Origin of the sequence: Acinetobacter brisouisimilis (assembly GCF_000368265.1) — a bacterium.
Classification (GTDB): domain Bacteria; phylum Pseudomonadota; class Gammaproteobacteria; order Pseudomonadales; family Moraxellaceae; genus Acinetobacter.
This window is the reverse complement of sequence record NZ_KB851219.1, coordinates 910,356-936,913: the sequence shown is the minus strand read 5'-3', so window position 1 is coordinate 936,913 and position 26,558 is coordinate 910,356. Positions and strand designations below refer to the sequence as shown.

Annotated in this window: 25 protein-coding genes; 12 read left to right on the top strand and 13 right to left on the bottom strand. The window is 38.8% G+C overall.

Going from position 1 to position 26,558, the window contains the following annotated elements; all coding sequences use genetic code 11:
- Positions 1-191, top strand: a 191-nt coding sequence (locus F975_RS15905; protein WP_034425886.1) for a hypothetical protein, incomplete at its 5' end; no start/stop codon positions are given.
- Between the two features lie 634 nt (positions 192-825).
- Here the strand turns inward: F975_RS15905 and F975_RS08135 are convergent.
- The 6 genes from F975_RS08135 to mhpD form a co-directional block, all read right to left on the bottom strand.
- Entirely contained in the window at positions 826-1,275 is a 450-nt protein-coding gene (locus tag F975_RS08135; RefSeq protein ID WP_004752141.1) for a bacteriohemerythrin, read from the bottom strand.
- 388 nt (positions 1,276-1,663) lie between these two features.
- Positions 1,664-2,626: a 3-carboxyethylcatechol 2,3-dioxygenase gene (locus F975_RS08130; protein ID WP_004752139.1), complete on the bottom strand. Its 963-nt coding sequence runs from the start codon at positions 2,624-2,626 to the stop codon at positions 1,664-1,666.
- 140 nt (positions 2,627-2,766) lie between these two features.
- Positions 2,767-3,627: an alpha/beta fold hydrolase gene (locus F975_RS08125; RefSeq protein WP_004752137.1), complete on the bottom strand. Its 861-nt coding sequence runs from the start codon at positions 3,625-3,627 to the stop codon at positions 2,767-2,769.
- Positions 3,628-3,736: 109 nt separating this feature from the next.
- A complete protein-coding gene (gene dmpG / locus F975_RS08120) occupies positions 3,737-4,762 on the bottom strand; it encodes a 4-hydroxy-2-oxovalerate aldolase (protein WP_004752135.1) in 1,026 nt (341 codons plus the stop codon).
- A gap of 12 nt (positions 4,763-4,774) precedes the next feature.
- Positions 4,775-5,671, bottom strand: a complete 897-nt coding sequence (locus F975_RS08115; protein ID WP_004751808.1) for an acetaldehyde dehydrogenase (acetylating) — start codon at positions 5,669-5,671, stop codon at positions 4,775-4,777.
- 24 nt (positions 5,672-5,695) lie between these two features.
- Positions 5,696-6,493, bottom strand: a complete 798-nt coding sequence (gene mhpD, locus F975_RS08110) for a 2-keto-4-pentenoate hydratase (RefSeq protein ID WP_004752133.1) — start codon at positions 6,491-6,493, stop codon at positions 5,696-5,698.
- Between the two features lie 647 nt (positions 6,494-7,140).
- On the opposite strand from mhpD, the gene F975_RS08105 reads away from it, so the two are divergent.
- Positions 7,141-8,775: a bifunctional 3-(3-hydroxy-phenyl)propionate/3-hydroxycinnamic acid hydroxylase gene (locus F975_RS08105; protein WP_004752131.1), complete on the top strand. Its 1,635-nt coding sequence runs from the start codon at positions 7,141-7,143 to the stop codon at positions 8,773-8,775.
- Between the two features lie 77 nt (positions 8,776-8,852).
- Here F975_RS08105 and hcaR read toward each other — a convergent pair whose 3' ends face one another.
- Positions 8,853-9,746, bottom strand: a complete 894-nt coding sequence (gene hcaR / locus F975_RS08100; protein WP_004752130.1) for a DNA-binding transcriptional regulator HcaR — start codon at positions 9,744-9,746, stop codon at positions 8,853-8,855.
- 453 nt (positions 9,747-10,199) lie between these two features.
- On the opposite strand from hcaR, the gene mhpT reads away from it, so the two are divergent.
- On the top strand, positions 10,200-11,417 hold the full coding sequence (gene mhpT / locus F975_RS08095; protein ID WP_004752128.1) for a 3-(3-hydroxy-phenyl)propionate transporter MhpT: 1,218 nt from the start codon (positions 10,200-10,202) through the stop codon (positions 11,415-11,417).
- A 157-nt stretch (positions 11,418-11,574) separates the two neighbouring features.
- On the opposite strand, the gene F975_RS08090 is transcribed toward mhpT, so the two are convergent.
- Complete coding sequence (locus F975_RS08090; protein ID WP_004752126.1) at positions 11,575-12,636, bottom strand: NAD(P)-dependent alcohol dehydrogenase; 1,062 nt, start codon at positions 12,634-12,636, stop codon at positions 11,575-11,577.
- On the bottom strand, positions 12,626-13,030 hold the full coding sequence (locus F975_RS08085; RefSeq protein ID WP_004752124.1) for a (R)-mandelonitrile lyase: 405 nt from the start codon (positions 13,028-13,030) through the stop codon (positions 12,626-12,628). The genes F975_RS08090 and F975_RS08085 overlap by 11 nt, the downstream gene beginning before the upstream one ends.
- 193 nt (positions 13,031-13,223) lie before the next feature.
- Here F975_RS08085 and F975_RS08080 point away from each other — a divergent pair, with 193 nt between their 5' ends.
- Together F975_RS08080 and F975_RS08075 are read left to right on the top strand one after the other, a co-directional pair.
- Complete coding sequence (locus tag F975_RS08080) at positions 13,224-14,138, top strand: AraC family transcriptional regulator (protein ID WP_004752122.1); 915 nt, start codon at positions 13,224-13,226, stop codon at positions 14,136-14,138.
- Positions 14,139-14,290: 152 nt separating this feature from the next.
- Positions 14,291-14,803 carry a hypothetical protein gene (locus tag F975_RS08075; protein ID WP_004752121.1) on the top strand — a complete coding sequence of 171 codons (513 nt, stop codon included), beginning with the start codon at positions 14,291-14,293 and terminating at the stop codon, positions 14,801-14,803.
- Positions 14,804-14,976: 173 nt separating this feature from the next.
- Here F975_RS08075 and F975_RS08070 read toward each other — a convergent pair whose 3' ends face one another.
- Positions 14,977-15,207 (bottom strand): hypothetical protein, encoded by a 231-nt coding sequence (locus F975_RS08070; RefSeq protein WP_004752119.1) that lies wholly within the window; start codon positions 15,205-15,207, stop codon positions 14,977-14,979.
- Positions 15,208-15,522: 315 nt separating this feature from the next.
- On the opposite strand from F975_RS08070, the gene F975_RS08065 reads away from it, so the two are divergent.
- Entirely contained in the window at positions 15,523-15,966 is a 444-nt protein-coding gene (locus F975_RS08065; protein WP_004752117.1) for a universal stress protein, read from the top strand.
- A gap of 49 nt (positions 15,967-16,015) precedes the next feature.
- Here F975_RS08065 and F975_RS08060 read toward each other — a convergent pair whose 3' ends face one another.
- From F975_RS08060 to F975_RS08050, 3 genes are read right to left on the bottom strand one after another with little or no spacing between them, the layout of a single operon-like run.
- Positions 16,016-17,296 carry a GDSL-type esterase/lipase family protein gene (locus F975_RS08060; protein ID WP_228127415.1) on the bottom strand — a complete coding sequence of 427 codons (1,281 nt, stop codon included), beginning with the start codon at positions 17,294-17,296 and terminating at the stop codon, positions 16,016-16,018.
- A gap of 17 nt (positions 17,297-17,313) precedes the next feature.
- Positions 17,314-18,393 carry an SGNH/GDSL hydrolase family protein gene (locus F975_RS08055; protein ID WP_004752112.1) on the bottom strand — a complete coding sequence of 360 codons (1,080 nt, stop codon included), beginning with the start codon at positions 18,391-18,393 and terminating at the stop codon, positions 17,314-17,316.
- Positions 18,380-19,804 (bottom strand): MBOAT family O-acyltransferase, encoded by a 1,425-nt coding sequence (locus tag F975_RS08050; RefSeq protein ID WP_004752110.1) that lies wholly within the window; start codon positions 19,802-19,804, stop codon positions 18,380-18,382. Before F975_RS08050 ends, F975_RS08055 begins: the two co-directional genes overlap by 14 nt.
- A gap of 381 nt (positions 19,805-20,185) precedes the next feature.
- On the opposite strand from F975_RS08050, the gene F975_RS08045 reads away from it, so the two are divergent.
- The 6 genes from F975_RS08045 (at position 20,186) to F975_RS08020 (ending at position 26,486) form a co-directional block, all read left to right on the top strand.
- Positions 20,186-20,515 carry an ArsR/SmtB family transcription factor gene (locus F975_RS08045; RefSeq protein ID WP_004752109.1) on the top strand — a complete coding sequence of 110 codons (330 nt, stop codon included), beginning with the start codon at positions 20,186-20,188 and terminating at the stop codon, positions 20,513-20,515.
- Positions 20,516-20,767: 252 nt separating this feature from the next.
- Positions 20,768-21,970, top strand: coding sequence for a serine/threonine transporter SstT (gene sstT, locus F975_RS08040; RefSeq protein ID WP_004752107.1), 1,203 nt, complete (start codon positions 20,768-20,770; stop codon positions 21,968-21,970).
- Positions 21,971-21,996: 26 nt separating this feature from the next.
- Positions 21,997-22,668, top strand: a complete 672-nt coding sequence (locus tag F975_RS08035; protein ID WP_004752104.1) for a YoaK family protein — start codon at positions 21,997-21,999, stop codon at positions 22,666-22,668.
- An 18-nt stretch (positions 22,669-22,686) separates the two neighbouring features.
- The gene (locus F975_RS08030; RefSeq protein WP_004752103.1) at positions 22,687-23,223 is read left to right on the top strand and encodes a DUF2058 domain-containing protein; all 537 of its coding nucleotides are present in this window, start codon (positions 22,687-22,689) and stop codon (positions 23,221-23,223) included.
- Between the two features lie 107 nt (positions 23,224-23,330).
- Positions 23,331-24,569 (top strand): mechanosensitive ion channel family protein, encoded by a 1,239-nt coding sequence (locus F975_RS08025; RefSeq protein WP_004752101.1) that lies wholly within the window; start codon positions 23,331-23,333, stop codon positions 24,567-24,569.
- Positions 24,570-24,653: 84 nt separating this feature from the next.
- Positions 24,654-26,486, top strand: a complete 1,833-nt coding sequence (locus tag F975_RS08020; protein ID WP_004752099.1) for an ABC transporter ATP-binding protein — start codon at positions 24,654-24,656, stop codon at positions 26,484-26,486.
- Positions 26,487-26,558: the final 72 nt, after the last annotated feature.

Genomic DNA, 26,558 nt, shown 5'->3' with positions numbered 1-26,558 from the left:
TCATTGGAATCATTGGAATCATTGGAATCATTGGAATCATTGGAATCATTGGAATCATTGGAATCATGGATCATGGATCATGGATCATGGATCATGGATCATGGATCATGGATCATGGATCATCAAATGATGAAGTATGGTTGATAAAAGTATCAATAAATAATGGCGTCATTTTATTTAAAAGCATTTAAGACATAGAAATAATAGATTCTTAGGTAGCTTTTAACACAAGATCTTATTTCGTATAATGTATATTATGTTAAATAAGATACCTAAAGGCTGTGCCCTAAGCATTTCAGATGTTGGCGCAGCACCTGACAGCTTTAACTGAATCGCTGTCAAGTGTATCTCAAGTAACATAATATTCATTATGTGGAAATCCTGCGCTATCTCATTCTTGTTATGTGATGATCTAACCTGATCAGTAATAATTTTAGTTTGTCGATCTCGTCATAGTTGTGTCATCATCGAGTTCACATACCAATCAACATAAAATGACCTAAACGACACGTTGCTAGTTACTCAGTTCTTTTGTTTGGTATTCACATGAAAACATGTTGAATTGGTATTTTTTAAAATATTGATGTGCTACGACCTTCAGAATTTAGCTAGCTATAGCAGCTTTAAAATCACAGCTGCATCTGTTTCTATGGCTGTCGTATATGCCAATTAATGCTTAAAATGATTAAATTTTATTCAAAATATAGGTCGGAAAACCTGTTATTCCAGCATAATTGATTCTAAATAAAATACACAGCGGCAAACAGGTTTTACTGCTGTGCTAGTTAGATGTGTGAGTGTAACTTGTATAATAACCAATGGTTCCTATTTGAAGAATCGTGAAAACCACCCTTTTCCTTTTTTCTTTTCTTGTGATTTTAAATAATGCAACATATTTTCGCGTACAGAATTCACATAATCTTGATCATCATGCTGAATATGATTAATCAACCATTTTGAAAGTAATCGGTGTAAATCATTTTCGATAGATTCGCCCCTCTCAAATCTATGACGATATTCATTCAACCGTTTAACAAATAACTCGTGTATACCTTTATGAGATGGCAGATATTGATAGAAGACCTGTTGAAGGAGGTTTTCTTCAAAGCTAAAATGGGATTGGGTGTAATCAATCAAATCATCTAAAATTTCTTTGATTTTATCTCGTTGACCGTTGATTAGAATTTGTTCTAAGGCATTGATATAATCCAATATTTGTCGATGTTGATGATCAATTACATCTATTCCTATGTTATAACTTTCGTTCCATTCCATCGCTGTTCTCTTGTACATTGTTATGCAGAAATGTTTTCTAGGTATGATTTTTTAGGCAAATAAATTTACCTAAACAAATCACATAAAAAAAATATGGAATTAGATATTACAAACAGTTTTTATTGAAATCAATAGCCCAAATCAATATTTTTTTCAAAGAACGAAGGTAAAATTTCTGCATCTATGCAAAGTTATGATTTTTAGATGGTGAACGAATAATCTAGATTATTTCATATCGTAAAATGCAGCAGCCATAACATTAAAAAAACGAATTAAAATCAGCATTAAACATGAGAACTATTTCTTTTTATACTTGAATTTAGATGTTTTTTTTAAGCCACTTAAAACCAAAATTATTTAAGTGGCTTTTTAACTGCTGTGTAAAAGATTATTGACCTTTTAATTCAGCTGAAACGATACCAAAACCTGCAATCCACTCACTAATAGCTTCATAACAGTGTAGTTTCATCTTATAGTCGCCTAAGGCCGAAAATGCGGAAAATGCTGCCATCCAAGAACGGACTTCTTGACCACCGCGCCCACCTTCCTGACGTATCTCAGTTTCAGTCATGGCCGCAAGTGAGGCAAAATCAGCATTTTTAAATTTTTCTAATAGTGCAATATCCCACTCTGGATTAAGTGGAACAGCAACTGATTGGTCACCCGCAGCTAGTCGCTGCCCTACGGAAATAATTTTAGACTGACGTGCAGAACGCGATTCTGGTGAAGGATTGCGGCCACAAATCAAAAACTCTTCTACATCTAATGGTACTGAACCCATTTGCGGTGTTGGTGGATCGTGCGAAAGTCCACCTGTTCCCAAAATCAATACACGTTCATTCTCAAGATTCAACGATTGGATAAATTTCCCGACAGCATGCCCAAGTGCGATTGCTCGCTTGGTTGTTGGCATTGGAGTTGCTGCCCCATTAATAAAAATAGGAATCGTCGGGTAACGATCAAGCTGACCATCACATAAAAAATGCAAGGGCTGAGTTACCCCATGATCTGCTTGCATACGATACGAATAAGCAACATCAACACCTTCATCAAGTACACTACGAATCAAGTTTAATGCTACTTCTTCAGGCACATCTATTTTTCCAGGGCCATAATTCCAGTCACCCGCAGCGTTCGCTCGAATTCCCACACAAAAACTTGGCATCAGGTCATAAAAAAACCCATTAAAATGGTCTGAACCAAAGGCAATAATCAAAGTCGGATTATATCGTTTGACGTCTTCAGCCAACTGAGCAAAAGTTTCTCGTACTTTTTGTTCTTGTGAATGGTTTTGTGGTGAAGCAAATTCCATTAAAGGACTGTGTGAAGCACAGATGAGTTTGACAGGCATATTTTATTCCTTTAAGAAGATAATCTACAAAAATTACCTTCGATCATCCTGTATGAATCGCATTGAATATAAATCAGCGCTGAATCTGCACCAGTTCATACTTGACGGTACAGATTCAGACTCAATCCAGTCAAAATAAATTATTTAACGCCATGAGCAGCTAAATAGTTTTTAATCACGACATTAAACTCATCGGATTTTTCAACTTGTGACCAGTGACCACATTGACTGAAAATATGTGCATCAGCATTCGGTACAGTATTTAAAATATCCCAAGTGCGTGAAACAGGAATGACGACATCTTGTACACCATGAACTAATAGTACAGGAACCGTAATGTCTTTCATTTTTTCAAAATCAAGTGGAAATTCAAAACGGTCACGGTCACGTGCACCAACCACTTCCATCAAACGGTCAGAAGCATAGTCATTTTTCGCAGCTTCAAAACGGACTTTCACCAGCTCATCGGTAATCAAGTCTTTATTCACCACAAACATCGACAAGGTTTTTTTAATGCCTTCCTCTGTTAAAACTGGGTTTGCATGGGCTTTTAATGCTGCCGTTTGTTTAGCGCCACCAGTTCCCATAGATACAATACCGAGTACACGTTCTGGGTAATCTAATGCCATTTGAAAAGCCAGCCAGCCACCTAAAGAGTTACCGACTAACCAGGTTTTTTCAATTCCTAGCGCATCTAATGTACGAACAGCGTGGTCAACCCATGCACGAATACCATATTGAGTATTTGGGGCAACAATCGTTTGACCATAACCAATGGTATCAATGGCGATACAACGTGCTTGCTCACCAATTTGAGGTAAATTTAGCCACCAATTTGCTGCTGCAGATACGCCTGTACCTGAACCATGCAAAAATAGAACTGGTGTTCCCTCGCCCACTTCGTGGTAATGCGTTAACTCGCCTTCAGCCGTTTGAATCCATTTATCTTCTAAACCAAAAAATGAATCCGTTTTGTATTCTGGAATTTGTACCGTGCTCATGACTATTTCTCTTTACTCATAAATCGGAAGAATTTTTTTCAATTCTTCCTTAATTCAATCAAAATTTTCTAAAAAGTACTTCTGCAAGATGCTTTTTAGATCATCAGTTTTAAACTGAAGCTGCGGTTGTTTTCGCTTTAGACATGGTTAACGCCAGATCTTCAATCATATCTTCCTGACCACCAACCGTACCACGACGTCCTAACTCAAGCAGGATTTCACGTGCAGAAACACCATATTTGGCTTCGGCACGTTTAGCAAACAGCAAGAATGATGAATACACACCAGCATAACCTAAAGTTGCTGCATCACGGTCTGCACGAATCGGATGAGTCATCATTGGAATAATAATGTCTTCGGCAATATCCTGAACCTTGAACAGATCAACACCGGTTTCTAGCCCCATACGGTTGGCCACTGCAACAAACAGTTCCAGCGGTGTATTGCCTGCACCTGCACCTAAACCTGCAGAGGCCAAGTCCACACGCACTGCACCTGCATTTACTGCAGTAATCGAATTCGCCACACCCATACCCAGGTTATGGTGACCATGGAAACCGATTTCCACGTCTGCTGACAGGTTGGCACGCAAGATACCCACACGATCCGTTACATCTTGTGGCAACAAATAACCTGCAGAGTCAGTCACATAGATACAGTTAGCACCATAAGACACCATTTTCTGTGCTTCTTCGAGCAATTTCTCTGGAGTCGCCATGTGTGCCATCATCAGGAAGCCCACAGTATCCATACCCAGTTTACGCGCAGCCGTAATATGCTGTTCAGAGACATCGGCTTCGGTTGAATGGGTTGCAACACGAATGGTAGCGACACCAACATCATGTGCCATTTTCAGATGGTCAACCGTGCCAATACCCGGCAGTAACAGTGCAGAGACTTTGGCCTGTTTCAGATGTGGAATCACGGCTTTGAGATATTCTTCATCGCTGGCTGCTGCAAAGCCATAGTTGACCGAGTTACCGCCTAAGCCGTCACCATGGGTCACTTCAATTAAAGGCACACCTGCATCGTCCAGTGCAGTTGCAATTTTCACCATTTGCTCAGGTGTAGTTTGATGGCGCATTGGATGCATACCATCACGTAAAGTCATATCATTAATAATAATCTTAGACATGTGGCGATCCTTTTAAGCTTCAGCTGTTTCTAGTAAACGTTCTGCAAACATTTCTGCGGTACGCGCAGCAGCAGCAGTCATAATGTCAAGGTTACCCGCATATTTTGGTAGGAAGTCGCCCAGCCCTTCAACTTCAAGGAACATGGATACGCGATTGCCATCAAAGACTGGACCATTCACCAGTGTGTAACCTGGAACATATTTTTGAACTTCTTTGATCATGGCATGCACAGATTGTGTAATCGCAGCCTGATCGGGTTCACCTTCAACCAAACAGTGTACGGTGTCACGCATCATCAGTGGTGGCTCAGCCGGGTTGATGATAATGATCGCTTTGCCTTGTTTTGCTCCGCCGACCTTTTCAATCGCACCTGCTGTGGTACGGGTAAATTCATCGATATTTTTACGCGTACCAGGACCGACAGATCGGGTCGATACTGTGGCAATGATTTCACCATATGCAACAGGTTGAACACGTGAAATTGCAGCAACCATCGGAATGGTCGCCTGTCCGCCACAAGTCACCATGTTGACGTTTGGCAAGTCACCTGCTTCAAGCAAGGTTTCCAGATTCACAGGCGGGACACAGAAAGGACCAATCGCTGCAGGCGTCAAGTCAATCATCTGTACGCCAAGTTCATTTAACTTGCGGCTGTTTTCAGCATGAACATAGGCAGAGGTTGCATCAAAAGCGATCTTGATATCATCCGCGATCACGTGTGGCAACAAACCATCGACACCTTCTGCGGTGGTTTTTAAGCCCATTTTTTCTGCACGGGCCAAACCTTCAGAGGTTGGGTCAATTCCGACCATCCAGACTGGCTCAAGAATGTCACTACGTTGAAGTTTGTAAAGCAAGTCAGTACCAATATTCCCTGGCCCAATCAATGCACATTTAATCTTTTTCATGAAAAACTTCCCTAAAGAACTAGATTATTCAGCAGCAAAAGCAGCTGTTACTGAACCAAAACCTTCGATTTCAACGTGAAATTCATCACCTGGGTTCGCGACCACCATCGGTCCGAGCGCACCCGTTAAAATAATATCGCCTGCAAGAAGTGGACGACCACGACGTACCATTTCGTCAGCTAACCAAACAGCGGCATTTAATGGGTTAGACAGGCAGGCTTTGCCAACACCTTGCGAAACCACTTCGTCGCCGCGGGTCATGGTCATTTTGCAATTTACAAGATCCAGCTGTTCGAGTTTCACTGGACGTGAACCTAAAACATAAGCTGCTGAAGATGCATTATCAGCAACGGTATCAATCAATGAGATTTTCCAGTTTTCGATACGGCTATCCACGACTTCTATGGCAGGTAGTGCATATTCGGTTGCACTAATAATGTCTGCATAAGTGTGTTTTTTTTGAGTTAAATCCTGATTAATGACTAACGCAATTTCAGCTTCCACTTTAGGCTGGATCAATAAACCGGCTGGAATGGCTTCACCGTCACCATAAGCCATATCGGCAAATAACATACCAAAATCAGGCTGGTCAACGCCCAGTTGAGTTTGAACAACCTTAGACGTCAATCCAATTTTACGACCGACTAAGCGGCGTCCTTCCGATAATGCACGTTGCGTATTAATCTCTTGCACTGCATAGGCAATATCCACATCCGCGTGTTCTCCACCAAGCTGTGCACGAATTGGAGCGATTGCAATTCGAGAGGATTCAGCCGTACGTAGGGCTTGTGCAACTAATTCAACAACACCAGAATTCGACATTATTTTTTCCTTAAACTACGAAATGTAATTTTCTTATTACAAACAATGAGTGAATCATTGAACGCGGTCTGAAAATTTCCACAGTAGCCAAATGAATGCTTACAGCGATACGATATCTGGCTATCTATAAAAAACGTGTATTTAAAACCTGTTTAGAATCAAGAAAATATTATTTTTATTCCAATAGTTATTTTGTTTTTTATAATAGCTAGAAATGATAGATACATTTTTCATTTGTACTTTAATAAAAAAAATATTTAAAAAACATACATATAATTAACTTCCATCATTACAACAAAGCGCTCATATTTCAAATATGGCTAATTTATACGACTAATAGCTAATAAAAATTTATGAATAATTCTATAAATCATCGAAAAATTCAAAATAAATTATTGTTTTTATTAAGTAAAAATATTTATAAAATTAAATAACAACCCTCTAAACAATTCAGAATCAATGAAATTGAATTTGGGTAACGATAGAAAAAAATGATCATCAGATCACAAAAATATACTCAATAAATTTAATAATATATTTATATTTCAAATGCTTATTATTTTTCGATTCTTTATAAATGATTTTAATTAGCCTATATAACGACTATTGACTAGGTTGTACCGATTTTAGTATTGGCAGTTAATAAAATGAATGTCAATGGAATGGATTTCGCTGTGAGTACGAAGCAAATTGATTACAATGCCCAAGTGGCAATTTTAGGTGCAGGCCCTGTCGGTTTGACCATCGCGAACTATTTAAGCAAACAAGGCATTTCAGTTGTTGTGGTAGAAAAACTGGATAGCTTGATTGATTACCCTCGCGCAATTGGTATTGATGATGAAGCTTTACGTACAATTCAGTCGCTTGGGCTAATTGATAAAGTTTTACCGCATACCACTCCAAATCATGCCATGCGCTTTTTAACGCCTAAAGGTCATTGTTTTGCCGATATTCAGCCTATGACCCGTGAATTTGGCTGGTCTCGTAGAAATGCATTTATTCAACCTCAGGTGGATAAAGTTCTACTCGAAAACTTACAACAGTATGATACTGCAACGGTTCTTTTCTCACGTGATTTGACTAAATTTAGCCAAGATGCAAATGGCGTGACACTCAATATTGAAACCGCAGATAAAAAATCTGAAGTGGTTCGTGCACAATATCTAGTTGCTTGTGACGGTGGTAACTCGGTTGTTCGACGTACATTAAACATTGGTTTTGATGGAAAAACAGCACCAAATCAATGGATCGTGATTGATATTGAAAATGATCCACTTGCAACACCACATATTTATCTGTGTTGTGACCCTGTACGACCATATGTTTCAGCCGCTCTACCGCATGGTATTCGTCGTTTTGAATTTATGGTCATGCCTGGCGAAACCCAGGAAGAATTGAGTAAACCTGAAAATATCAACAAACTCCTCTCCAAAGTGCTTCCAAACACTGAGAAGGTTGAAGTTATTCGTCAACGTGTATATACACATAATGCACGTATCGCCGATAAATTTCGTGTTGACCGCATTTTACTGGCAGGTGATGCAGCGCATATTATGCCTGTATGGCAAGGTCAGGGATACAATAGTGGTATGCGCGATGCCTTTAATCTGGCGTGGAAACTTGCCTTGGTTGTTCAAGGTAAATCAGGCCCTGCTTTACTGGATTCGTATCAAGTTGAACGTAAAGACCATGCTAAAGCCATGATTGATCTGTCTGTAATGGCGGGTCATGTACTTGCACCACCAAAAGTATGGCAAGGCTTTGTACGAGACAGTATTGCTTATGCACTCAATTATATTAAGCCAATTAAGCAGTATTTATTGGAAATGCGTTTTAAACCAATGCCACAATATAAAGATGGTGCATTGGTAACAGACGGTCATAAACATTCGCCTGTTGGTAAAATGTTTATACAACCCCAAGTTAAACTCGAATCAGGTGAAACTGTACTACTTGATGATGTGATTGATAATGATTTTGCAATCATTGCATGGGGGGTTGATCCTAAATGGGGAATGAATGACGCAACTATGGCAAAATGGAAATCTTTGGGTGTGAAATTTATCCAAGTTCTGCCAGCCGTCCAGATTGATAATCCTGAACGTAAAAAACTTGATGGCGTAATTACTATTGGTGATTCTGGTATCGATATACGTAGCTGGTTTGGTAAAACTTCGCAATCGATTGTGATTCTGCGTCCAGACCGTTTTGTTGCAGCACTTGCGATTCCACAAACGCTCAATAGCATCAGCAACGATTTATTTGCAAAACTACATTCATAAGTCTGTATCTAATAAAAAGGTCGCTCATAAGGCGACCTTTTTTATTTATAGATGACCCTTATCCAGAGTCGGTGTATCTATATAAGATTAATATGAAAGTGTTCTTTTAATATTTTTAAGATCAACTCAATCGTTTCATTTTTTTGGTTTTTTCGGTAACTCACATACAAATCAATCATCGGTAAAGACTCAACTGTACTTTTCACGACCACTTTGTCACCAAGTAATGGCGTGACATATAAGGGCACTAGACTCCAGCCAACTCCCATCCCCACTAAATTTACATTCAATAAAATATTATTCGAATACTGAACAATATTGGGTGTAATTTTTTCTTGCTTAAAAAAATCCTTAATAATTTTGTGTAACTGTGGTGAAGCAACTTCTTCACTGACAATAAAATCCTGCTGGTTAAAACTTTTAATACTGATTTGCTTTAACTGCGCAGCAGGTGAATCCTTAGGTACAATCAAGGCTAATGGCTCTTGAAAAACATGAAATGATTCAAATTCCTGACTATCATCAGTATAGCGGGTAAAAGCAATATCAATCTCGCCTTTTTTGAGTGCCTGAAATTGATGTGCATCTGTAAGACTTTGAAAATTAATATGTAACTTTGGGAAATGGGCACGAATATTTGGCATAATATAGGGAAATACTTTCATCTCGGCAACAGGCACAAAACCGATATTTAAATAATCGTGATTTAATTTTGCGACCTGACGGGCATCTTCTATCGCTTTTTCAGCATGCTTCAAGCAAAGTAGAGCCTCTTTTAAAAATGCTCTCCCTTCTTCTGTAAGCTCTACCTTACGATTAGAGCGCAAGAGAAGCTGTACCCCTACTTCTTCTTCCAAATCCCTGATTTGCTGACTGAGTGAAGGCTGTACTGTACACATTTTTTGTGCTGCTTTCGTAAAATTTAATTCTTCCGCAACAGCAACAAAATACCGTAAATGACGTAATTCCATAACTTACTTGATCTTCCCTAGACGCCTTTAATCATACCTATCAAAAATTCATACTTGCAAAAAAATTACATTTTTATGCCTTATATGGATTGATATTATTTCCTCCTCTTTATTTTCTCTTATAGCGAGAAATAAAGAAAAAAGCTTAATAAACTCAACCAATAATCAGGTCATATTATATGATTCTTTTAGATTTATTGATTTACAATGATCTATTTTTACTATCGTTTCATAAAAAATAACTACTTATATTCAAACTATTGAAATAAATACACATTTTAAAAATTTTTATTAATAATATTTAATTTATACCCCTAAAATAAGTTTGATTTATTATTTTATCGTGATTATGTCCGACTATTGTCTTGATATTTATAAATGATAATTAAATAGAGAATAACAATCCGAATCGTAAGTGGAAAACGATTTGTATATTATTGATGGAGATCAATCATGGCACAAATACAAACAGGGAAAGTGCAAAAAATTTTAACGATTTTTTTGTGTTTTTTGGTCGCATTTTTTGAAGGCTATGACCTGCAGGCACCGGGTATCGCAGCGAAGGGAATTGCCGCAACTTTTGGCTTAAGCAAAGTAGAAATGGGATACGTATTTAGCTTAGGCGTATCTGGTATGTTATTTGGCGCATTCTTTGGTGGGAGACTTGCTGATTATTTAGGGCAAAAGAAAGTTCTGATGCTTTCTATCGCAATTTTTGGCATTTTTATGGTGATCACGGCATTTGCACCAAGCGTTGAAGTTTTATATATCGCACGATTTTTTACAGGATTAGGTTTAGGGGCTGCAATGCCTGCCATGATTTCAGGTGTCGGTGATGAAGCAACTGAAAAAAATCGGGGTAAGTTAAATAGCCTGATGTATTGCGGTTTACCCGTCGGTGCAAGTTTTGTTGCAGTTCTTGCGATCTTTTTACCAGAGATTAAATGGCAAACCTTGTTTTTGATTGGGGGAATCACGCCATTATTTTTGATTCCTTTCATCTCTTTTATTTTAAAAGATAAGCTTAAAGCCGTCACAGAAGTACAATCTGTTCCAGCTATGCCAAGCACGATGAATGTTTTGTTTAAAAACAAGCAATACAGACATACCCTTCCGCTTTGGGTCAGCTTTTTCTTCACTTTAATGATCAATTACATTTTAATTAGTTGGTTACCTAACTTGTTGATGGAACAAGGTTTACAAAAACAACAAGCCTTTTTGGTCATGCTGGTATTTCAGATCGGCGCAATTGTGGGAACTTTAGCATTTGGTTTTTTACTGGATCGCCTAAAACTTTGGCAATTAACGACGATTATCTACAGTGGTTTATTTATTGCGTTGAGTCTACTGTTCACAACAACATCTATTCCTGTGTTAATTGTTGCTGGCATTATGGGAGGAATTTTCTCTACAGGTGGTCAATCCATTCTTTACGGCATTTCCCCTATTTTCTATTCAGGTATGGGAAAAGTCACTGGTGTCGGAAGTGCAATTTCTCTAGGACGCTTAGGTGCCATGACAGGCCCACTATTAACAGGGAAAATCTTGGCATTAGGATTAGGAACAACAGGTATCTTAATCGCAAGCTTGCCTACGGTAGTCATCTCTGCTGTTGCTGTTGCATCACTCTCAAACTTTAAATCTGCCCAAAAGAAGTTAACGTCATTTTAAGTTCAATATCTTGAGTGATGACGAGATGAGTAGTGTTGAGGTTGAATAGTTTCAGCATAAAAAATAGCGGGCCTGATCTATACAGACTCGCTATTTTTTTCGATACTGCTCAGTGGCAAAATAAACACTGAGCAAATTCATTTAAAAAAATATGATCTTAAAGTGAGTTCGTTTGATGGAAAGATTGCATATCAATCACGAAACGATATTTCACGTCACTTTTCAGCATACGTTCAAAAGCATCATTGATGGTTTGCATTTCGATCATTTCCACATCAGCGGTAATGTTGTGCTCACCACAGAAGTCCAGAAGTTCCTGTGTTTCCTTAATTCCACCAATCACTGAACCTGCAACCGAACGTCGTCCCATAATCATTGGAACCGTATGCGGTTTGATCTCACCCAAATAACCTACGAGAACCAGTGTTCCATTCAGTGCAAGTGTTGGAATATACGGATTCAAGTCATGCTCATACGGCACAGTATCAATAATCAGGTCAAACTGATTGACTGCGGCTTGCATTTGCTCAGCATCGGTTGATAGAACCACATGATCTGCGCCTAGCTGTTTAGCATCTTGCTCTTTACTGGCTGAACGGGTAAATAAGGTCACTTCTGCACCGAGTGCATGAGCCAACTTAATCGCCATATGTCCCAAACCACCTAAACCGACCACCGCGACTTTACTACCCTGACCAACATTCCAGTGGCGTAATGGTGACCATGTGGTAATCCCTGCACACAACAATGGTGCAACGGCTTTGGTGTCGAGGTTTTCAGGGACTTTCAGTACAAAATCTTCGGAGCAGATAATGGTTTGTGAATAACCGCCATAGGTTGGGCGGTGATCATGCAAGTCTTCACTTGCATAAGTTTGGACATGTCCATTTTCACAGTACTGTTCCAAACCGTTGTCACATGCTGAACAATGGCGACAAGAATCCACCAAGCAACCAATCCCAACCAAATCACCGACTTTAAATTTGTGGGCTTTCGCACCTGTTGCAGTCACACGCCCAACAATTTCATGTCCAGGAACAATTGGATAACGGCTAAAACCCCAGTCATTGCGTGCCTGATGTAAGTCAGAATGGCACACACCGCAATACTTGATCTGAATGGTGACATCATCTTCACGCGGATCGCGGCGTTCAAAGGTAAATGGTGCTAAGGGACTGGTTTCTGATTGGGCTGCATAACCTAAGACTTTAATGCTCATTGTGTTCTCCAGAAGCTAAATATTGTTCATCTACAACGTGTTCTAACCAAGTCACGACCTGACCCTGTTGTGCTTCATGGGTCATAAACTGCTGTTCCGATGCACCGTGCCAGTGTTTTTCATTGGGTGCAATCACCACAATATCGCCAGATTGAATCATCTGGCGTGGTTCACCCCACTTCTGTACATAACCCAGACCTGCGGTGACCAGTAGAATCTGACCCAGTGGATGGGTATGCCAAGTAGTATGGGCTTGGGGTTGAAAGGTTACCCGCCCACCACTGACATAAGCAGGTTCTTGCTGTGCAAATAAGCTATCAATATGGACTGTGCCACTAAACCAGTCTGGCGAACCTTGCTGAGACTGATGCTCGGCATTTTTAAGCACTTGCATGAGCTTCACCTCTTTTTCAAAGCGGTCTGTGATCAGAACCGTAAAGCCAGTATAGAAATTTCAGCTCGAAACCGTTGTTCCATTCCTCTTGCAGATTTGCCTAATTCTCCAAAAAAATAATGCAGGCTCTAGGTTTCTTTTCCAATTACCGCTATGTTGAGCAGAGTTACAGCGGTAAGTAAAAGGTCGGGCAATGTCAAACTTGGAAATAGGGCTCAATGAAATTTTGGGGCGTAGCATCGCGCAGTGGACTCAAGGTCAGCACCATGTGCAAACGCCAATCACAGGTTTGAGTTTAAGTCGCTGGGAACAGCCCACCGAACCAACCAGTTACGTAATGGATGCCAGCCTATGCTTGATTGCACAAGGGCAAAAACAGGTGATGCTGGGTCAGGAAATGTATACCTATGACGCCAGTCATTTTCTGTTTACCGCGGTGGATTTTCCTGTGATTGCACAAATTACCGAAGCATCTCCAGAGCGTCCTTACCTCAGTATGTTACTGAAACTTGATCCGCATTTACTGGCGCAAATCATGCTCGAAGCACAGATTTCTTTTAAGCCAGCACATAAAGATCGTAAAGGTGTAGCTGTCGGGACACTCACGCCCGATATGGTCAGTGCTTTTATTCGACTGATCAACTTGCTGAATACCCCGCAAGATATTCCCGTACTCGCACCGTTAATTATTAAAGAGATCTTTTACCGACTACTGATCAGCCCACAGGGCGAACGCCTCAAGCAGATTGTTACCATGGGGACTACGGGGCATCGAATTATTCGCGCGATTGATTGGATTAAACACCAGTTTACCCAACCTCTCTGTGTAGAAGAGCTTGCCAAGCGTATGGGGATGAGCGTATCGAGTTTTCATCAGCATTTTCGGGACATTACCAGTATGAGCCCGCTTCAGTATCAAAAAAGCCTGCGTTTAACCGAAGCGCGGCGCCTACTCATGACTGAAAATCGTGATATTTCTGCCGCCAGTTTGCAGGTCGGCTATGAAAGTTTGTCGCAATTTTCCCGAGAATATAAACGTTTCTTTGGCGTACCGCCGTCGGAAGATATTAAAAAATTATCGCTGAGTACATTTTCATCTCAACAGTAAAATCAGGAAAATGGGATATTCTATTATTTCATCAAAAAACCATGCTTATGCGTTATAGCGGATACTCTATGTATTTATTACCCAAGTCGGAATGCCGAATTACCGCTTTTTCGTCTATTTATTGAAGCAATGCGCCTAGATTAATATTTCTTATGATTAAAGATGTATTTCAAAACAGAATTTTATTGTGCTGTCTGGATTATTTTAAAATCTGGTCGCTGCATGTTCGACCGCTCACAAACAATGAAATTACCCTTGCATCTACAGTTTTTGGCAATCTGATTGATTATCAGCAGGTTCGTATCTGGAACACGCCGTTTTTACCATGGCAGCCGATTGGCATGTTCATGGCGCCTATCGGTGCAATCTTTGTGAACCCTGAAAATTATTCATTGGACTATGCACAAGAGTCACAGATTTATCAGGCAGTTTTCATTCATGAATTGACACATGTCTTGCAATTTCAACAAGGCAACTCAGTATTGGTGAAAGGTGCTATTTTACAAACGGCTTATTATCTAAGCTTGAAACGCTATAACCCATATGCTTACACGCTAAAAAAGCATAAAGCATTCACAAATTATAATATCGAACAACAAGGTGATATTGCCCGTGATATTTTCTTGGGTAAAATTCCTAATATTCTGCTTAACCCCAAAAAATAACCACTGGCTGGTATATTGTGTAACTCAACGGATAGAGCGAGCCGATAAAATTGTATCAGCTTTCAAATACATCGTTTATTTTTAATTAGGCTTTTGGCCTGTAGGAGAATGGTCGTGGTATATCAACTGACATTTCCATCCCACACTCCTATCAACTTCTAACAATTTAGAATTTAAACAATCTCAAGTTGTCGACCATCTTGAGTTACTTTAATTTTGATATTTTTATACTTACGTTTATTTGGATTCATTGCTGATCCAACAACCTCTTGCATAAACTGACGATCATTCATCAACTCTGCATAAACTTTATAACCAATTAAGATTTTCTCAGGTTTTTTATTTTTAACTGCAAATTCCTCAATTAAATTATTTAAATTTTGGAGGTCCGATTGATTATCCATGATAGCCCACTCTAAAAAATGATGGATATTATGCGCATACGTTTGTGAAAGAACGATGAAATGCGAGTTTATTTCCTCGATATTGCCAAGTTTTAGCATAAATTTTATTCATCAAAATAAAATATTCCCTCTTTTTTCAAGCTTATAAAATGTGTTAGCCTTAAGCCACGTGCTCTTGGATTAAAAAATTCTAGTTTGTACAATACTTATAGATTAAATACTACTAGAAATTCTTATAGATGAGACACTTACATTTAACAACGATGAAAATTTAAAAAGTATCCGGTATCTAAGGACAGCTTAGGAGTAATTCAGATGTCTTATAAACATATTCTAGTTCCAGTTGACGGTTCAGAAACATCATTAGCAGCAGTAAAACAAGCTTCATCAATTGCAAAAGCATTTAGCAGCAAAGTGACTGCAGTTTGTGTTTTAGCGGTTGATCCTTTTGTCGCTGTTGAGTTTGTAAACACTGATCAATTTATTAATGATTATGTGGCTAAAGCAAAAGAAGAAATTCAGGAAATTCTTGAACAGGCAAAAGCTTTGTTTGCTCAAGAAGGCGTGACTGCTGAAACTCAAATTCTTGAAGGTCAAACCATTCATAAAGAGATTGTTGCAGCAACCAAAGAATTAGGCGCTGACCTGATCGTTATTGGTTCACACGGTCGTAAAGGAATCAAAAAACTCTTCTTGGGTAGCGTTACTCAAGCGATTCTTTCTGAAAGTACTGTTCCTGTACTTGTTGTACACAAGTAATCCCGATTCGAAAAAAAATAACCCACAAAATTTGTGGGTTATTTTTTTATTAATGAATGATTTTACAGTCATTCGTTTCATCTACATTACAAATGCTCGCATGTGCCATCGCACGATCTTGAGTATTGACAGAAAATACGGCTGATCGACTTGAAGGATGTTTTTCTACATGACTAGAAACCAATACTCCTCCATTACCCGATTTTCCTGCCAGTGCCAAAATATCATTGGCAAGCATGTCACCAAACTTGGTATATCCAGACGCAGAAAAATGCACACCATCTCGGGCAGCATCACCACGTGCTATCCAGTTTTTCATGCTGCAATGCCCACCCATCGCTTCTTGCCAATCCCAAAATAAAGTATGTGCCTGATTGGCGACTTGGCGCTGCATATTTTGAAATGCACTCAGTTGCGCTGGACGTACGCCACACTCACCCGATTTGTCTTTTAGACTCTCAGGTGCAGAAACGATCAGAATTGCGCTATGCGGCGAAGCTTCACGAATATCATGAATTCGGCTGAGTAAAAGCTGTTTTTGTTGCTCAAGATCATGATAAGTATAGGCCTCATTGGTTCCATAGGCCAAAATAATCAAGTCAAATTTGAGTTGCCCAAGCTGTTGCTTCCAGTTATTACTCCAGTTATTCCAAGACTGCAATTGTGCACCGTTAACCCCTAGAGCGGATACTACAGCGCCAGAACCCGTTGCATTTTTTGCCCACCAGCCACCTAACGCAGATTGAGGGTTGTGTGGTGCTGTAATAGTAAAAGGTAAATAGGCTTCAAAAGTTTGCAATTGCCATGTGTTATTTTTTATTGGTGCACTTAAACGAAAATGCTGACCACGGTTGTCTGTGACCTGAAGGTCACTATCCTCAGCACCCTGACGAATACTGACCGTAATCTTTTGCAGTTGTTCTGACTGCTTGGCTTTAATGGTGAGTGTGGCGCCGTCTGCAACGGGACGGGCAATCAAGCCACCTAATGTATAGTTTTCATTTACCTGAGTACGAATAGAAATAGGTTGCCAATTGTTATTGTCGTAACCGAAACGTGTCAGGCGCTGGCCCGAAAAATACATGGGCATTCCCCATCCCATTCCACCATTACCCAACGTATTTTGTAATGTGGTTCTTAAAGCATTACTCATATAGTCCGCGGCAGTGTGTGAATCACCGAACTGAACTACATTGAGTTTGTGCTGCTGAATGCTTTTAACCAGTTGAGAAGTATTCGGTTCTTGGAAATTGGAGAGATTGCCTGCAAAAGCAGAAATATGAATAATAGATGTGGCCAGAAACAGGCCATACCGTTTTAATTCTTTCATTTTCATTCAAAAATCGCTTAATTTGTTAAATGTAAGTATTGCAAAATATTGTGCGCGATGATCTTCTGTCCTTCAACTGTAAAATGTATCCCATCCGCACTGCGCACTTTTACATTGCCATTTTCCGTGTTGAGTGTTTCTGCAAAATGGTTATTTTTTCCGCCAATAATTGGGCGTGAATCAATCACGAACTCTTGGGCTTTTTTTACTTCACTTTGAATGATCTTGTTCAAGTAAATCATTTGTTCATTCAGTTGATCTTTATGCATATTGGGTGGAGTTAACCACATGACACTGACATGATGTTTACGCGCTTCATTTAAAATACTGTCAATGCGGGCGCGATATTCAGCTTCCCATTCTGGTGATTTAAAAGTAAGCCAGTGTTTAGTTGTTGCATTAAACATATCCCAAGGGTCATTTGGCCCTAAAAATACAATCATCACTTTAATACGTGGATTACTGTTTAATGTATCCCGAATGGTTTTTGGCCAGTCAAAGAGTTTTGGATAGGTCAGCCCTGTGCTTTGTTTACTCAGGTTTACCGTCTGAATGCCTTGTTCTTCGAGAACTTTCTGTACATGTGGCGCAACTCCTTGCATCATGGAGTCACCCGCAAAAAAGACCTGATCTTGTCCTGTCAGCATAAAACGCTGGTCAAAAGCCTGCTTGGCTTTTTGTTTTTCAAGCAGTGCCAGTTTTATCTGTTCTTCTTTTAAACGCTTTGCTTCTGCGGCTTTATATTCAGCAGTATAAGCATAATCTTGATTAAACCTGTCAGTCATATGGCTGTTGATTTGATTGACACGTTCATCATATTGCCCATTTTCACGATATAAATAATCCCCAATTTCTCCACCCATATGCCAGATCTGAAACTGATCTAACATCGCAAACGGGCTATCTTTATGGTAGGTCTGTTGAAAATAAGCATTGACCGAATTTTGCATAATCCAGATGGACGTTAAGGAAAATGCCAGCAAAATGAAGAGCACATATAAAAAATTCTGACGCTGTTCCAGATGATCCTGAACATATTCGAGTTGTTGAGTTTGTTCTAATGATGAACCGATAATATCCGTATCAGAAGTTTGCATAGATAAATCCTGGAATACCTGAAGGTGCACAGATCAGTACAAGTAAAAACACGATAAATAAAGGAATTGAAACCGCATATTTGGGAATTCGACTAAAAACTTCAGCCAATTTGTGCGTGTTATTTCGCACCAGAGGATAAAGTACCCAAGCAAGTAGCAATACACCTAGCAAATACAATGGGTTGTTTGACCAAGACACATTTACTGTGTTGCTAAATAGCGCATGGAAAACTTGCAGTGCTTCATCTAAGCTTTTTGCTCTGAAGAATACAAAGCAGAAACAAACAAAGTGGATGGTGAAAAATACGCCAACTGCTTTGCCGAACCAGCCTGTATTTGCCAATACATTGCGAGCTTCTCTTGGCGTGACCTGACGGGCTTTTTCATAAACTTTATCGCCAATATTCAGCAAGACTAAACCAACGCCGTGTAATAGCCCCCACAAGAAGAAGTTCCAGCCTGAGCCATGCCATACACCAGACAAGACCATAGCAATCAATAAATTGATTTGTGTACGTGCAAATCCACCACGGCTTCCCCCCAGTGGAATATAAATATGATCACGAATCCAGGTAGATAAACTGATATGCCATTTATCCCAGAAATCTCGAATATTGTGTGCTAACAATGGCGCGCGGAAATTGACAGGTAGACGGAAACCCAGCAGTAGACCAAATGCAATCATCATTTCACTATAACCAGAGAAATCGAGAAATAATTGCAAGGTATAGCCATAAATGGCGCACAACACTTCCAGCGAATGATATTGCATCGGGTTTGCAAATACTGGATTGACCCAATGATCTGCGAGCCAGCCTGCAATCCACCATTTTTTAATCAATGCCAGTAAAATTAATGCAAAAGCTAAACTTGGATACAAAATCTTGCGCGGTTCAGTTTGGCAAATCTGTGCGCTCATCCCGCAAGGTTGTTGATGAATGTCAGTTAAACCTTTAGCACTCTGCGCGCGAGCAATTGGCCCTGCAGTAATCGTAGTAAAAAATGAAAAATGGAGTAATAGCTGTGGCAAGTTAAAACGCAGAACTTCTATTTCATTCTGATAACGGCTAAACAAATAGCTAATCGATTGAAATGAGTAATAAGAAATCCCTAAAGGTAACAGCAAATTTGAAACCAAAAACGAGCTGTCTAAATGCATAGCATCTAGCACAAGACTCGTTTCTTGACGAAAGAAATCATAATACTTAAAAAATGCCAATTGAATCAGCGTAAGAATAATCCCTGAAATAAAGATTTTTTTCTTATGTTGCTGCCAGCGATCCATGGCAATAGAAAGTGCATAAATAATACAGCTATAACTTGCGATGACTGTGACTGCAATCCAGTTAGACATCAGCAAAATACATAAATAACTGGCAATAATCAGCACAATATTTTGTATTTGAGGCATTTTCCGTAAGCCCCAATATAGGCAAAAAAAACCTATAAAAGAGAGTGTGAACTCAATTGAGAGAAAGGAAAACATGAGTGAAAAGGTTGCACATAAAATTTTCACGCATATTATACTAAGTCACTACAAAAAGTGTGATCTCTTATAAAAATGATAAAAATATCATACTGATAGTTTTTTTCTATAGGTAAAATTTACAAAATATAAGTTATTGATATTTATATCAATAACTTATACAAATATCAACATTACTGATGATGATCATAGTTATTATTTGTTTTTGTTACAATTATACGCAAAGAATAACAAAATCCATTTTTTATACACATATTTTCTGTATGTTTATTAATAAATTATATCAATCTTAAATAAGGGGGAAAAATGAGCGAGCCACTGGATATTGATGTAATTCGTGAATTATCTGATGATATCGTAACTGTACTCAAGTCACTGGGTAATAAAGATCGTTTGCTGATTTTGAGCTTATTGATGAATGAAGAGCTGAATGTTTCTGAAATTGAAACGAGAAGTCAAATTCTACAACCAACACTCTCTCAGCAACTCATGATTTTGCGTAAAAATAATATTGTCACCACTCGCCGTTCAGGCAAACAAATTTTTTACTCTATAAAAGATCAGCGTTTTATCAAAATATTAAGCAATATTTATTATTTCCATCTTAACTCCTCTGCCTTATCAATGGCAGGATAAGATGTGCTGAATTAAACGGTGATTTTTTGATTTTTTTGTTTATTTTAGCAACAAACCATAAGATTGTATTTTACTCACCGTTTAATTTAAAATAATTAAAAATCAAATTATTAGATAATATTATTTTTCATTTCATCACTAATAATCGGCTTTTTTCCACAATAAAAATGCAAGATATGAATTTTTTTCTATAGAATACCCAACCTTTCTTTCCTGTAGATTTAGAACCTTATTGGTTTTTAAGGCGTTCTTATGCTTTTAGCTATTAGGCAATCTAGTTTAGTAACTAGGATTGTGATTGCGATTATTTTAGGGGTTTGTGTTGCCCTTTTTTTCCCAAATGTTGCACCTTACTTGAGCCTTTTAGGTGATATTTTCATTAAGGCATTGAAATCAGTTGCTCCTATTTTAGTGTTTGTATTGGTCATTTCCTCAATTGCAAATTTTCAGGCAGCGCAAAGTGCTAAAAATTTTAAACCTGTTTTGATCATGTATACCGCAGGGATGTTGCTTGCTGCCCTAAGTGCTGTCGTCGCTGATCATTTATTTCCAACAACGCTTATTTTGCATTTAGCCACTGATCAGTCTTTACAGCCACCAAATAGCTTAAGTGTGGTGCTTAAAAACTTGGTCTTGAGTTTTGTTTCCAATCCAGTCGTTGCATTAAGTGAAGCCAATTTTATTGGTATTTTAGCTTGGGCATTGATTTTGGGAGTGGCTTTTCGCCATAGCTCAAATTCAACTAAAGCCTTCTTACATGACAGTGCAGAAGCCATTGGAAAAGTGATTAAACTGGTGATTGGCTTTGCACCCGTAGGTATTTTTGGTTTAGTTGCCGTAACTTTTGCGAACTCGGGTATAAATACCCTGATTAGCTATACACATTTGCTGGTTGTTTTACTCGGCACGATGTTCTTTGTTGCTTTAATCATTAACCCAATTATGGTCGCTCTGGTGATTAAAGGTAATCCATACCCATTGGTACTAAAATGCCTACGTGAAAGTGGAATTACTGCATTTTTTACCCGTAGCTCTGCAGCAAATATTCCAGTGAACTTAGATCTCGCTCGCCGTTGCGGTGTGGATGAATCTACAGCGAATGTGATCATTCCTTTAGGTTCTACAATTAATATGTCAGGTGCAGCTGTAACCATTACGACATTGGCACTGGCGACAGTGAACACTTTGGGTATTCAGACTGATCTGACCACCATGATCATTTTATGTGTGGTTGCGACGATTTCTGCCTGTGGCGCTTCTGGTGTGGCAGGTGGTTCTTTACTCCTTGTCCCTGTTGCATGTGGTCTGTTTGGTATTTCTTCAGAAATTGCCATGCAGGTTGTTGCTATTGGAATGGTGATTAGTGTCTTGCAGGATTCGACAGAAACTGCGCTTAATTCTTCGACTGATGTGTTATTTGTAATTGCAGTTGATCAAGGGTATAAATATAAATAACTTTTTATTACTCACATGATCGTGATATGCCATTTCAGACATTACCTGTTTGGGTTCAGCTCAGTGCATTTTTTCTTGCTTTTAATGCAGGCATGGTCAATGCACTGGGACTACTGAATATTTGGCATCAAACTGTTTCGCACATGACAGGCAATGTCAGTATGCTGGCAATTGCCATTGTGCATGGGCAACTCATGCATGCCATTTATATTATTTGTGTCATTTTAAGCTTTGTTTTGGGTTCTTTATATAGCGGCTATTTACTCGGTAGCAGTCATTTTCAACTCGGACGCCGTTACGGTATTCCACTTAGCCTTTCTGCACTGTGTATTTTTCTATGTTGGTTATTTATTCCTTATTATCCACGCTACGCATTACTTTGGGCGTGTGTTGGGATGGGTATGCAAAATGCTATGGTCAGCCACTATAAAGGCGCAATTATTCGAACCACGCACCTCACTGGACTATTGACGGATTTAGGGCTTAATTTTGGTTATTTGCTACGTGGTTTACCTGTGGAAAAACGCCGTATCATGTTACTGCTTTTGATTTTGATTGGTTTTTTATGTGGGGGGATACTTGTTACTTGGTTATATCCTTATTTAAACTTACATACTTTTCTGATTCCAGTGTTCGTCAGTTTGACCATGAGTCTAACTTACTGGGCATTGTATCTTCGCAAGCATCTACATCACTAATTTTGTTGGATTTATCTTATGGTTAAAAATGCTTTACAGGCGCAGTTATTGAAAGCGGGCTTAGTCGACAATAAAAAAGCGAAAAAATTGACCAAGCAAGCACAGCATGAACAACGTGCAGGTCTAAGCAATGATGCTGAAATCAAAGCAAAAATTGCTCAAGATCAGCAACAGAAACAGGAAAAAGATCAGCAACTCAATTCGGAAAAACAACGCCAACTGGAAGAAAAAACCCTCAAAGCCAATATTGTTCAGATGATTGGCCAACACAAAATTAAAGACACCGATGGCGATAGCATCTATCAATTTATTGATGAAAACAAAATCAAGAAAGTCTACATTAACCAGCAAATTTATAATGCACTGGTCTCAGGTAGTTTGGTTATTGCCAAAGAAAATGAGCAATATGCATATTTGCCTAAAGCATTGGCAGACCGTATTGAACAAAAAATGTCGGGCTTTATTTTGTGGAAAGAATCTGAAGATAACCAACAAACTACAGATGAAGAAGATCCTTATGCAGCATACGTCATTCCAGATGATTTGATGTGGTAAGTCTGTAATTCAATCATAATAAAACGTTTATTTATTTAAACTTGCCTAAGCCAATATGCAAAATAACCTTACAATATGGGTTGGTTTTGGTATAAGGCTTAGGTATTTTGTCTAATTTCTCCCAATATATTCAGGATATCCAGACTTGGGCAAACAAGTTCCCATGGTTAGAAATGCTCAGTGGTTTAGGCATCCTGATTTTTTCTGCATTTGTTGCTAATTTTATTACCAAGCAAATCGTTGTTCGCGGTATTCGTAAAATCTTGCTCAAGATGACATTCTCAACGAATTCTATCCTTGCTGAACATAGCGTCATTCAGCGTTTTTCTAATATTGTTCCTGCACTCATTATCATGAACGGGATAGATACGGTTCCACATCTATCTGCAAAACTAGTGTATCTGGTTCAAATGCTGTGTCAGGCATTTATTTTCCTGAGTATTGCTCGCACCATCAGTGAAATTCTGAATGTCTTTAATGCGATCTACCAGCGTAATCCCAACTCTCGAAACAAGCCGATCAAGGGTTATTTGCAACTCGTCAAATTAATGCTGTTTATTATTTGTGGATTAATGATTTTAGGAACATTCCTGAAAAAAGATGTCTTTACCTTACTGGCTGGTTTCGGTGCGATGGCAACGGTACTCATGTTAGTGTTCCAAAATACCATTTTGTCACTGGTTGCCAGTGTACAAATTTCTTCTTATGACATGATCCGTATTGGGGACTGGATTGAAATGTCATCACTCAATGCGGATGGCGATGTCATTGATATGTCATTACATACCATTACCGTGCAAAATTTTGATAAGACTATTACCACAATTCCTACTAATAAATTGGTCACGGATACATTCCGCAACTGGCGTGGGATGACGCAATCTGGCGTACGCCGTATGAAACGAGCACTTTATATCGATCAGAGCAGCGTACATTTCATGACTTTTGAAGAACATCAAAGGTTAAAAGACTTTTTGTTACTCAATAATTATCTCAACTCAAAAGAAAATGAATTAGAAGAATTCAATAATAAACTCTCCAATCAGTCTGAATATAATCAGCGCCGTCTAACCAACTTGGGGACTTTCCGTGCTTATGTAAATTTCTATTTACGTCAACATGAAGGCATTGCTCAAGACCAAACGCTCATTGTGCGTCAACTACAACCAACCAGTATGGGATTGCCTATCGAAATTTATGCTTTTATTAGCACAACAGTCTGGATCGATTATGAAAATATCCAGTCAGATATTTTTGATCATCTAATTTCCATTCTGCCTGAATTTGGTTTAAGAATTTATCAGTCAGCTTCGCAAATTGATTTGCAGGGTTTAGCCACAAAATAATTTTTAATCGCAGAATTTTGCATATTACATTTTCTTCAAAGCAGCTTTTCGGTTTTAATACATCTATAGCTTTGGAGAAAATGTATGTTATTAAAATGGTTTGAGAATCGTGTAGACCCCTATCCTTCGAAAAATCTAAACAAACCATTACCAAAAGATTTTTTTCCATTTGTTTGGCAATGTGCTGAAGGATTAAAACACTATTTAATTATTTTGGTACTACTGACTGCTGCCACCGCTAGCTTTGAAGCGTTATTTTTTTCACAAATCGGACATTTGGTTGATTGGCTGAGCCAAAGTCACCCCAACACATTTCTGAGCCAACATGCCCAGCAATTGCTCATGCTGGTCGCTATTTTGGTCGCTAATATTATCTTTGCAACCATGCAATCCATTATCCGCCATCAAATTTTATTTAGCTCATTCCCTATGCGCCTCAGATGGCGTTTTCATAATTTGATGATGCAGCAAAGTCTGGACTTTTTCTCTAATGAATTTTCTGGGCGGTTGGCTGCTAAAATTATGCAAACGGCACTTGCAGTACGTGAATTTTGGGTGATTTTAGGTGACATTATCGCCTATGTACTGATTTATTTTATTTCAATCAGTTTAATGCTTGGCAGTGTTGCCCCTAGTTTGCTCATTCCATTATTTGTTTGGTTACTTTTATTTATCTGTTCAGCGATTTTTTTCGTACCACGCATGATCCAGATTTCTAAAAAACAAGCTGATGCTCGCGCTGTCATGACGGGGCGAATTACCGATGCCTACACAAACATTCAAACCGTTAAACTGTTTGCACATACACAGCGCGAAAGTCAGTACGCTAAAACATCCATGCAGGAATTCATGGTGACTGTTTATACGCAAATGCGGCTTGCAACTTTATTTGAATTAAGTCTGAAATTATTAAGCGCTGTACTATTTATTGGTGTACTCGGCACAGCGCTTTATTTATGGACACTTGGACAAGTTGCACTGGGAATTATTGCAGCAACAACAGCCATGATTTTAAAACTCAATAGTTTAAGTGAATTTGTCATGTGGCAAATTTCTATGCTGTTTGAAAACATTGGTACGATTCAAGACGGTAAAAATACTCTTGCTCAAGCCGTTTCGATTGTAGATCAACCTGATGCTCAGCCATTACAACTCAATCAGGGTGGAAAAATTGAATTTAAAGATGTGTGTTTTTCCTACAATCAACATCGTAATGTCATTGATCATTTTAATTTGAGCATCAAACCTGGTGAGAAAATTGGTATTGTTGGGCGTTCGGGTGCAGGAAAATCAACGCTAATCCAAATTTTATTGCATTTTTATGATATTCAGCACGGTTCAATTGAGATTGATGATCAAAATATTGCACACGTAACACAAGACAGTTTACGCCAACATATTGCGCTTGTAACACAGGATACCTCGCTATTACATCGCACAGTCGCAGAAAATATCCGTTATGGACGTACTGATGCTTCTGATGAACAATTTAATTATGCAATTGAAAAAGCTAAAGTTAAAGAGTTCATTGACACTTTATCAGATGTTCGCGGGCAAAAAGGTTTAAATGCTTATGTCGGTGAACGTGGTGTAAAACTTTCAGGTGGACAGCGCCAACGTATTGCGATAGCGCGAGTATTTTTAAAAGACGCACCTATTTTAATTTTAGATGAAGCAACCAGCGCTTTAGATTCTGAAGTTGAAGCCGCTATTCAGTCGAGTTTAAATGACCTTATGGCAGGAAAAACAGTGATTGCAATTGCTCACCGCTTATCAACTATCGCTAAAATGGATCGTATTGTCGTGCTGGATCAAGGAAAAATTGTTGAACAAGGCTCACATAATGAATTATTGGAGCTTCATGGAATTTACGCTCAGCTTTGGCAAAGGCAAACTGGCGGCTTCTTGGTAGACTAAGCATTTTTACTTTTGTTTTTTTAAAAAAACAGGTATAACTCACTGCAATAGTTGATTTTAATGATGGAGTCA

Coding starts and splice junctions, on each gene's coding strand:
- F975_RS08060 (WP_228127415.1), bottom strand. CDS start 17,296: ATGAAAGAATTAAAACGGTATGGCCTGTTTCTGGCCACATCTATTATT.
- F975_RS08050 (WP_004752110.1), bottom strand. CDS start 19,804: ATGCCTCAAATACAAAATATTGTGCTGATTATTGCCAGTTATTTATGT.
- F975_RS08105 (WP_004752131.1), top strand. CDS start 7,141: ATGAATGTCAATGGAATGGATTTCGCTGTGAGTACGAAGCAAATTGAT.
- F975_RS08055 (WP_004752112.1), bottom strand. CDS start 18,393: ATGCAAACTTCTGATACGGATATTATCGGTTCATCATTAGAACAAACT.
- hcaR (WP_004752130.1), bottom strand. CDS start 9,746: ATGGAATTACGTCATTTACGGTATTTTGTTGCTGTTGCGGAAGAATTA.
- F975_RS08065 (WP_004752117.1), top strand. CDS start 15,523: ATGTCTTATAAACATATTCTAGTTCCAGTTGACGGTTCAGAAACATCA.
- F975_RS08085 (WP_004752124.1), bottom strand. CDS start 13,030: ATGCAAGTGCTTAAAAATGCCGAGCATCAGTCTCAGCAAGGTTCGCCA.
- sstT (WP_004752107.1), top strand. CDS start 20,768: ATGCTTTTAGCTATTAGGCAATCTAGTTTAGTAACTAGGATTGTGATT.
- F975_RS08070 (WP_004752119.1), bottom strand. CDS start 15,207: ATGGATAATCAATCGGACCTCCAAAATTTAAATAATTTAATTGAGGAA.
- F975_RS08125 (WP_004752137.1), bottom strand. CDS start 3,627: ATGAGCACGGTACAAATTCCAGAATACAAAACGGATTCATTTTTTGGT.
- mhpT (WP_004752128.1), top strand. CDS start 10,200: ATGGCACAAATACAAACAGGGAAAGTGCAAAAAATTTTAACGATTTTT.
- mhpD (WP_004752133.1), bottom strand. CDS start 6,493: ATGTCGAATTCTGGTGTTGTTGAATTAGTTGCACAAGCCCTACGTACG.
- F975_RS08115 (WP_004751808.1), bottom strand. CDS start 5,671: ATGAAAAAGATTAAATGTGCATTGATTGGGCCAGGGAATATTGGTACT.
- F975_RS08080 (WP_004752122.1), top strand. CDS start 13,224: ATGTCAAACTTGGAAATAGGGCTCAATGAAATTTTGGGGCGTAGCATC.
- F975_RS08030 (WP_004752103.1), top strand. CDS start 22,687: ATGGTTAAAAATGCTTTACAGGCGCAGTTATTGAAAGCGGGCTTAGTC.
- dmpG (WP_004752135.1), bottom strand. CDS start 4,762: ATGTCTAAGATTATTATTAATGATATGACTTTACGTGATGGTATGCAT.
- F975_RS08045 (WP_004752109.1), top strand. CDS start 20,186: ATGAGCGAGCCACTGGATATTGATGTAATTCGTGAATTATCTGATGAT.
- F975_RS08090 (WP_004752126.1), bottom strand. CDS start 12,636: ATGAGCATTAAAGTCTTAGGTTATGCAGCCCAATCAGAAACCAGTCCC.
- F975_RS08130 (WP_004752139.1), bottom strand. CDS start 2,626: ATGCCTGTCAAACTCATCTGTGCTTCACACAGTCCTTTAATGGAATTT.
- F975_RS08035 (WP_004752104.1), top strand. CDS start 21,997: ATGCCATTTCAGACATTACCTGTTTGGGTTCAGCTCAGTGCATTTTTT.
- F975_RS08075 (WP_004752121.1), top strand. CDS start 14,291: ATGATTAAAGATGTATTTCAAAACAGAATTTTATTGTGCTGTCTGGAT.
- F975_RS08020 (WP_004752099.1), top strand. CDS start 24,654: ATGTTATTAAAATGGTTTGAGAATCGTGTAGACCCCTATCCTTCGAAA.
- F975_RS08135 (WP_004752141.1), bottom strand. CDS start 1,275: ATGGAATGGAACGAAAGTTATAACATAGGAATAGATGTAATTGATCAT.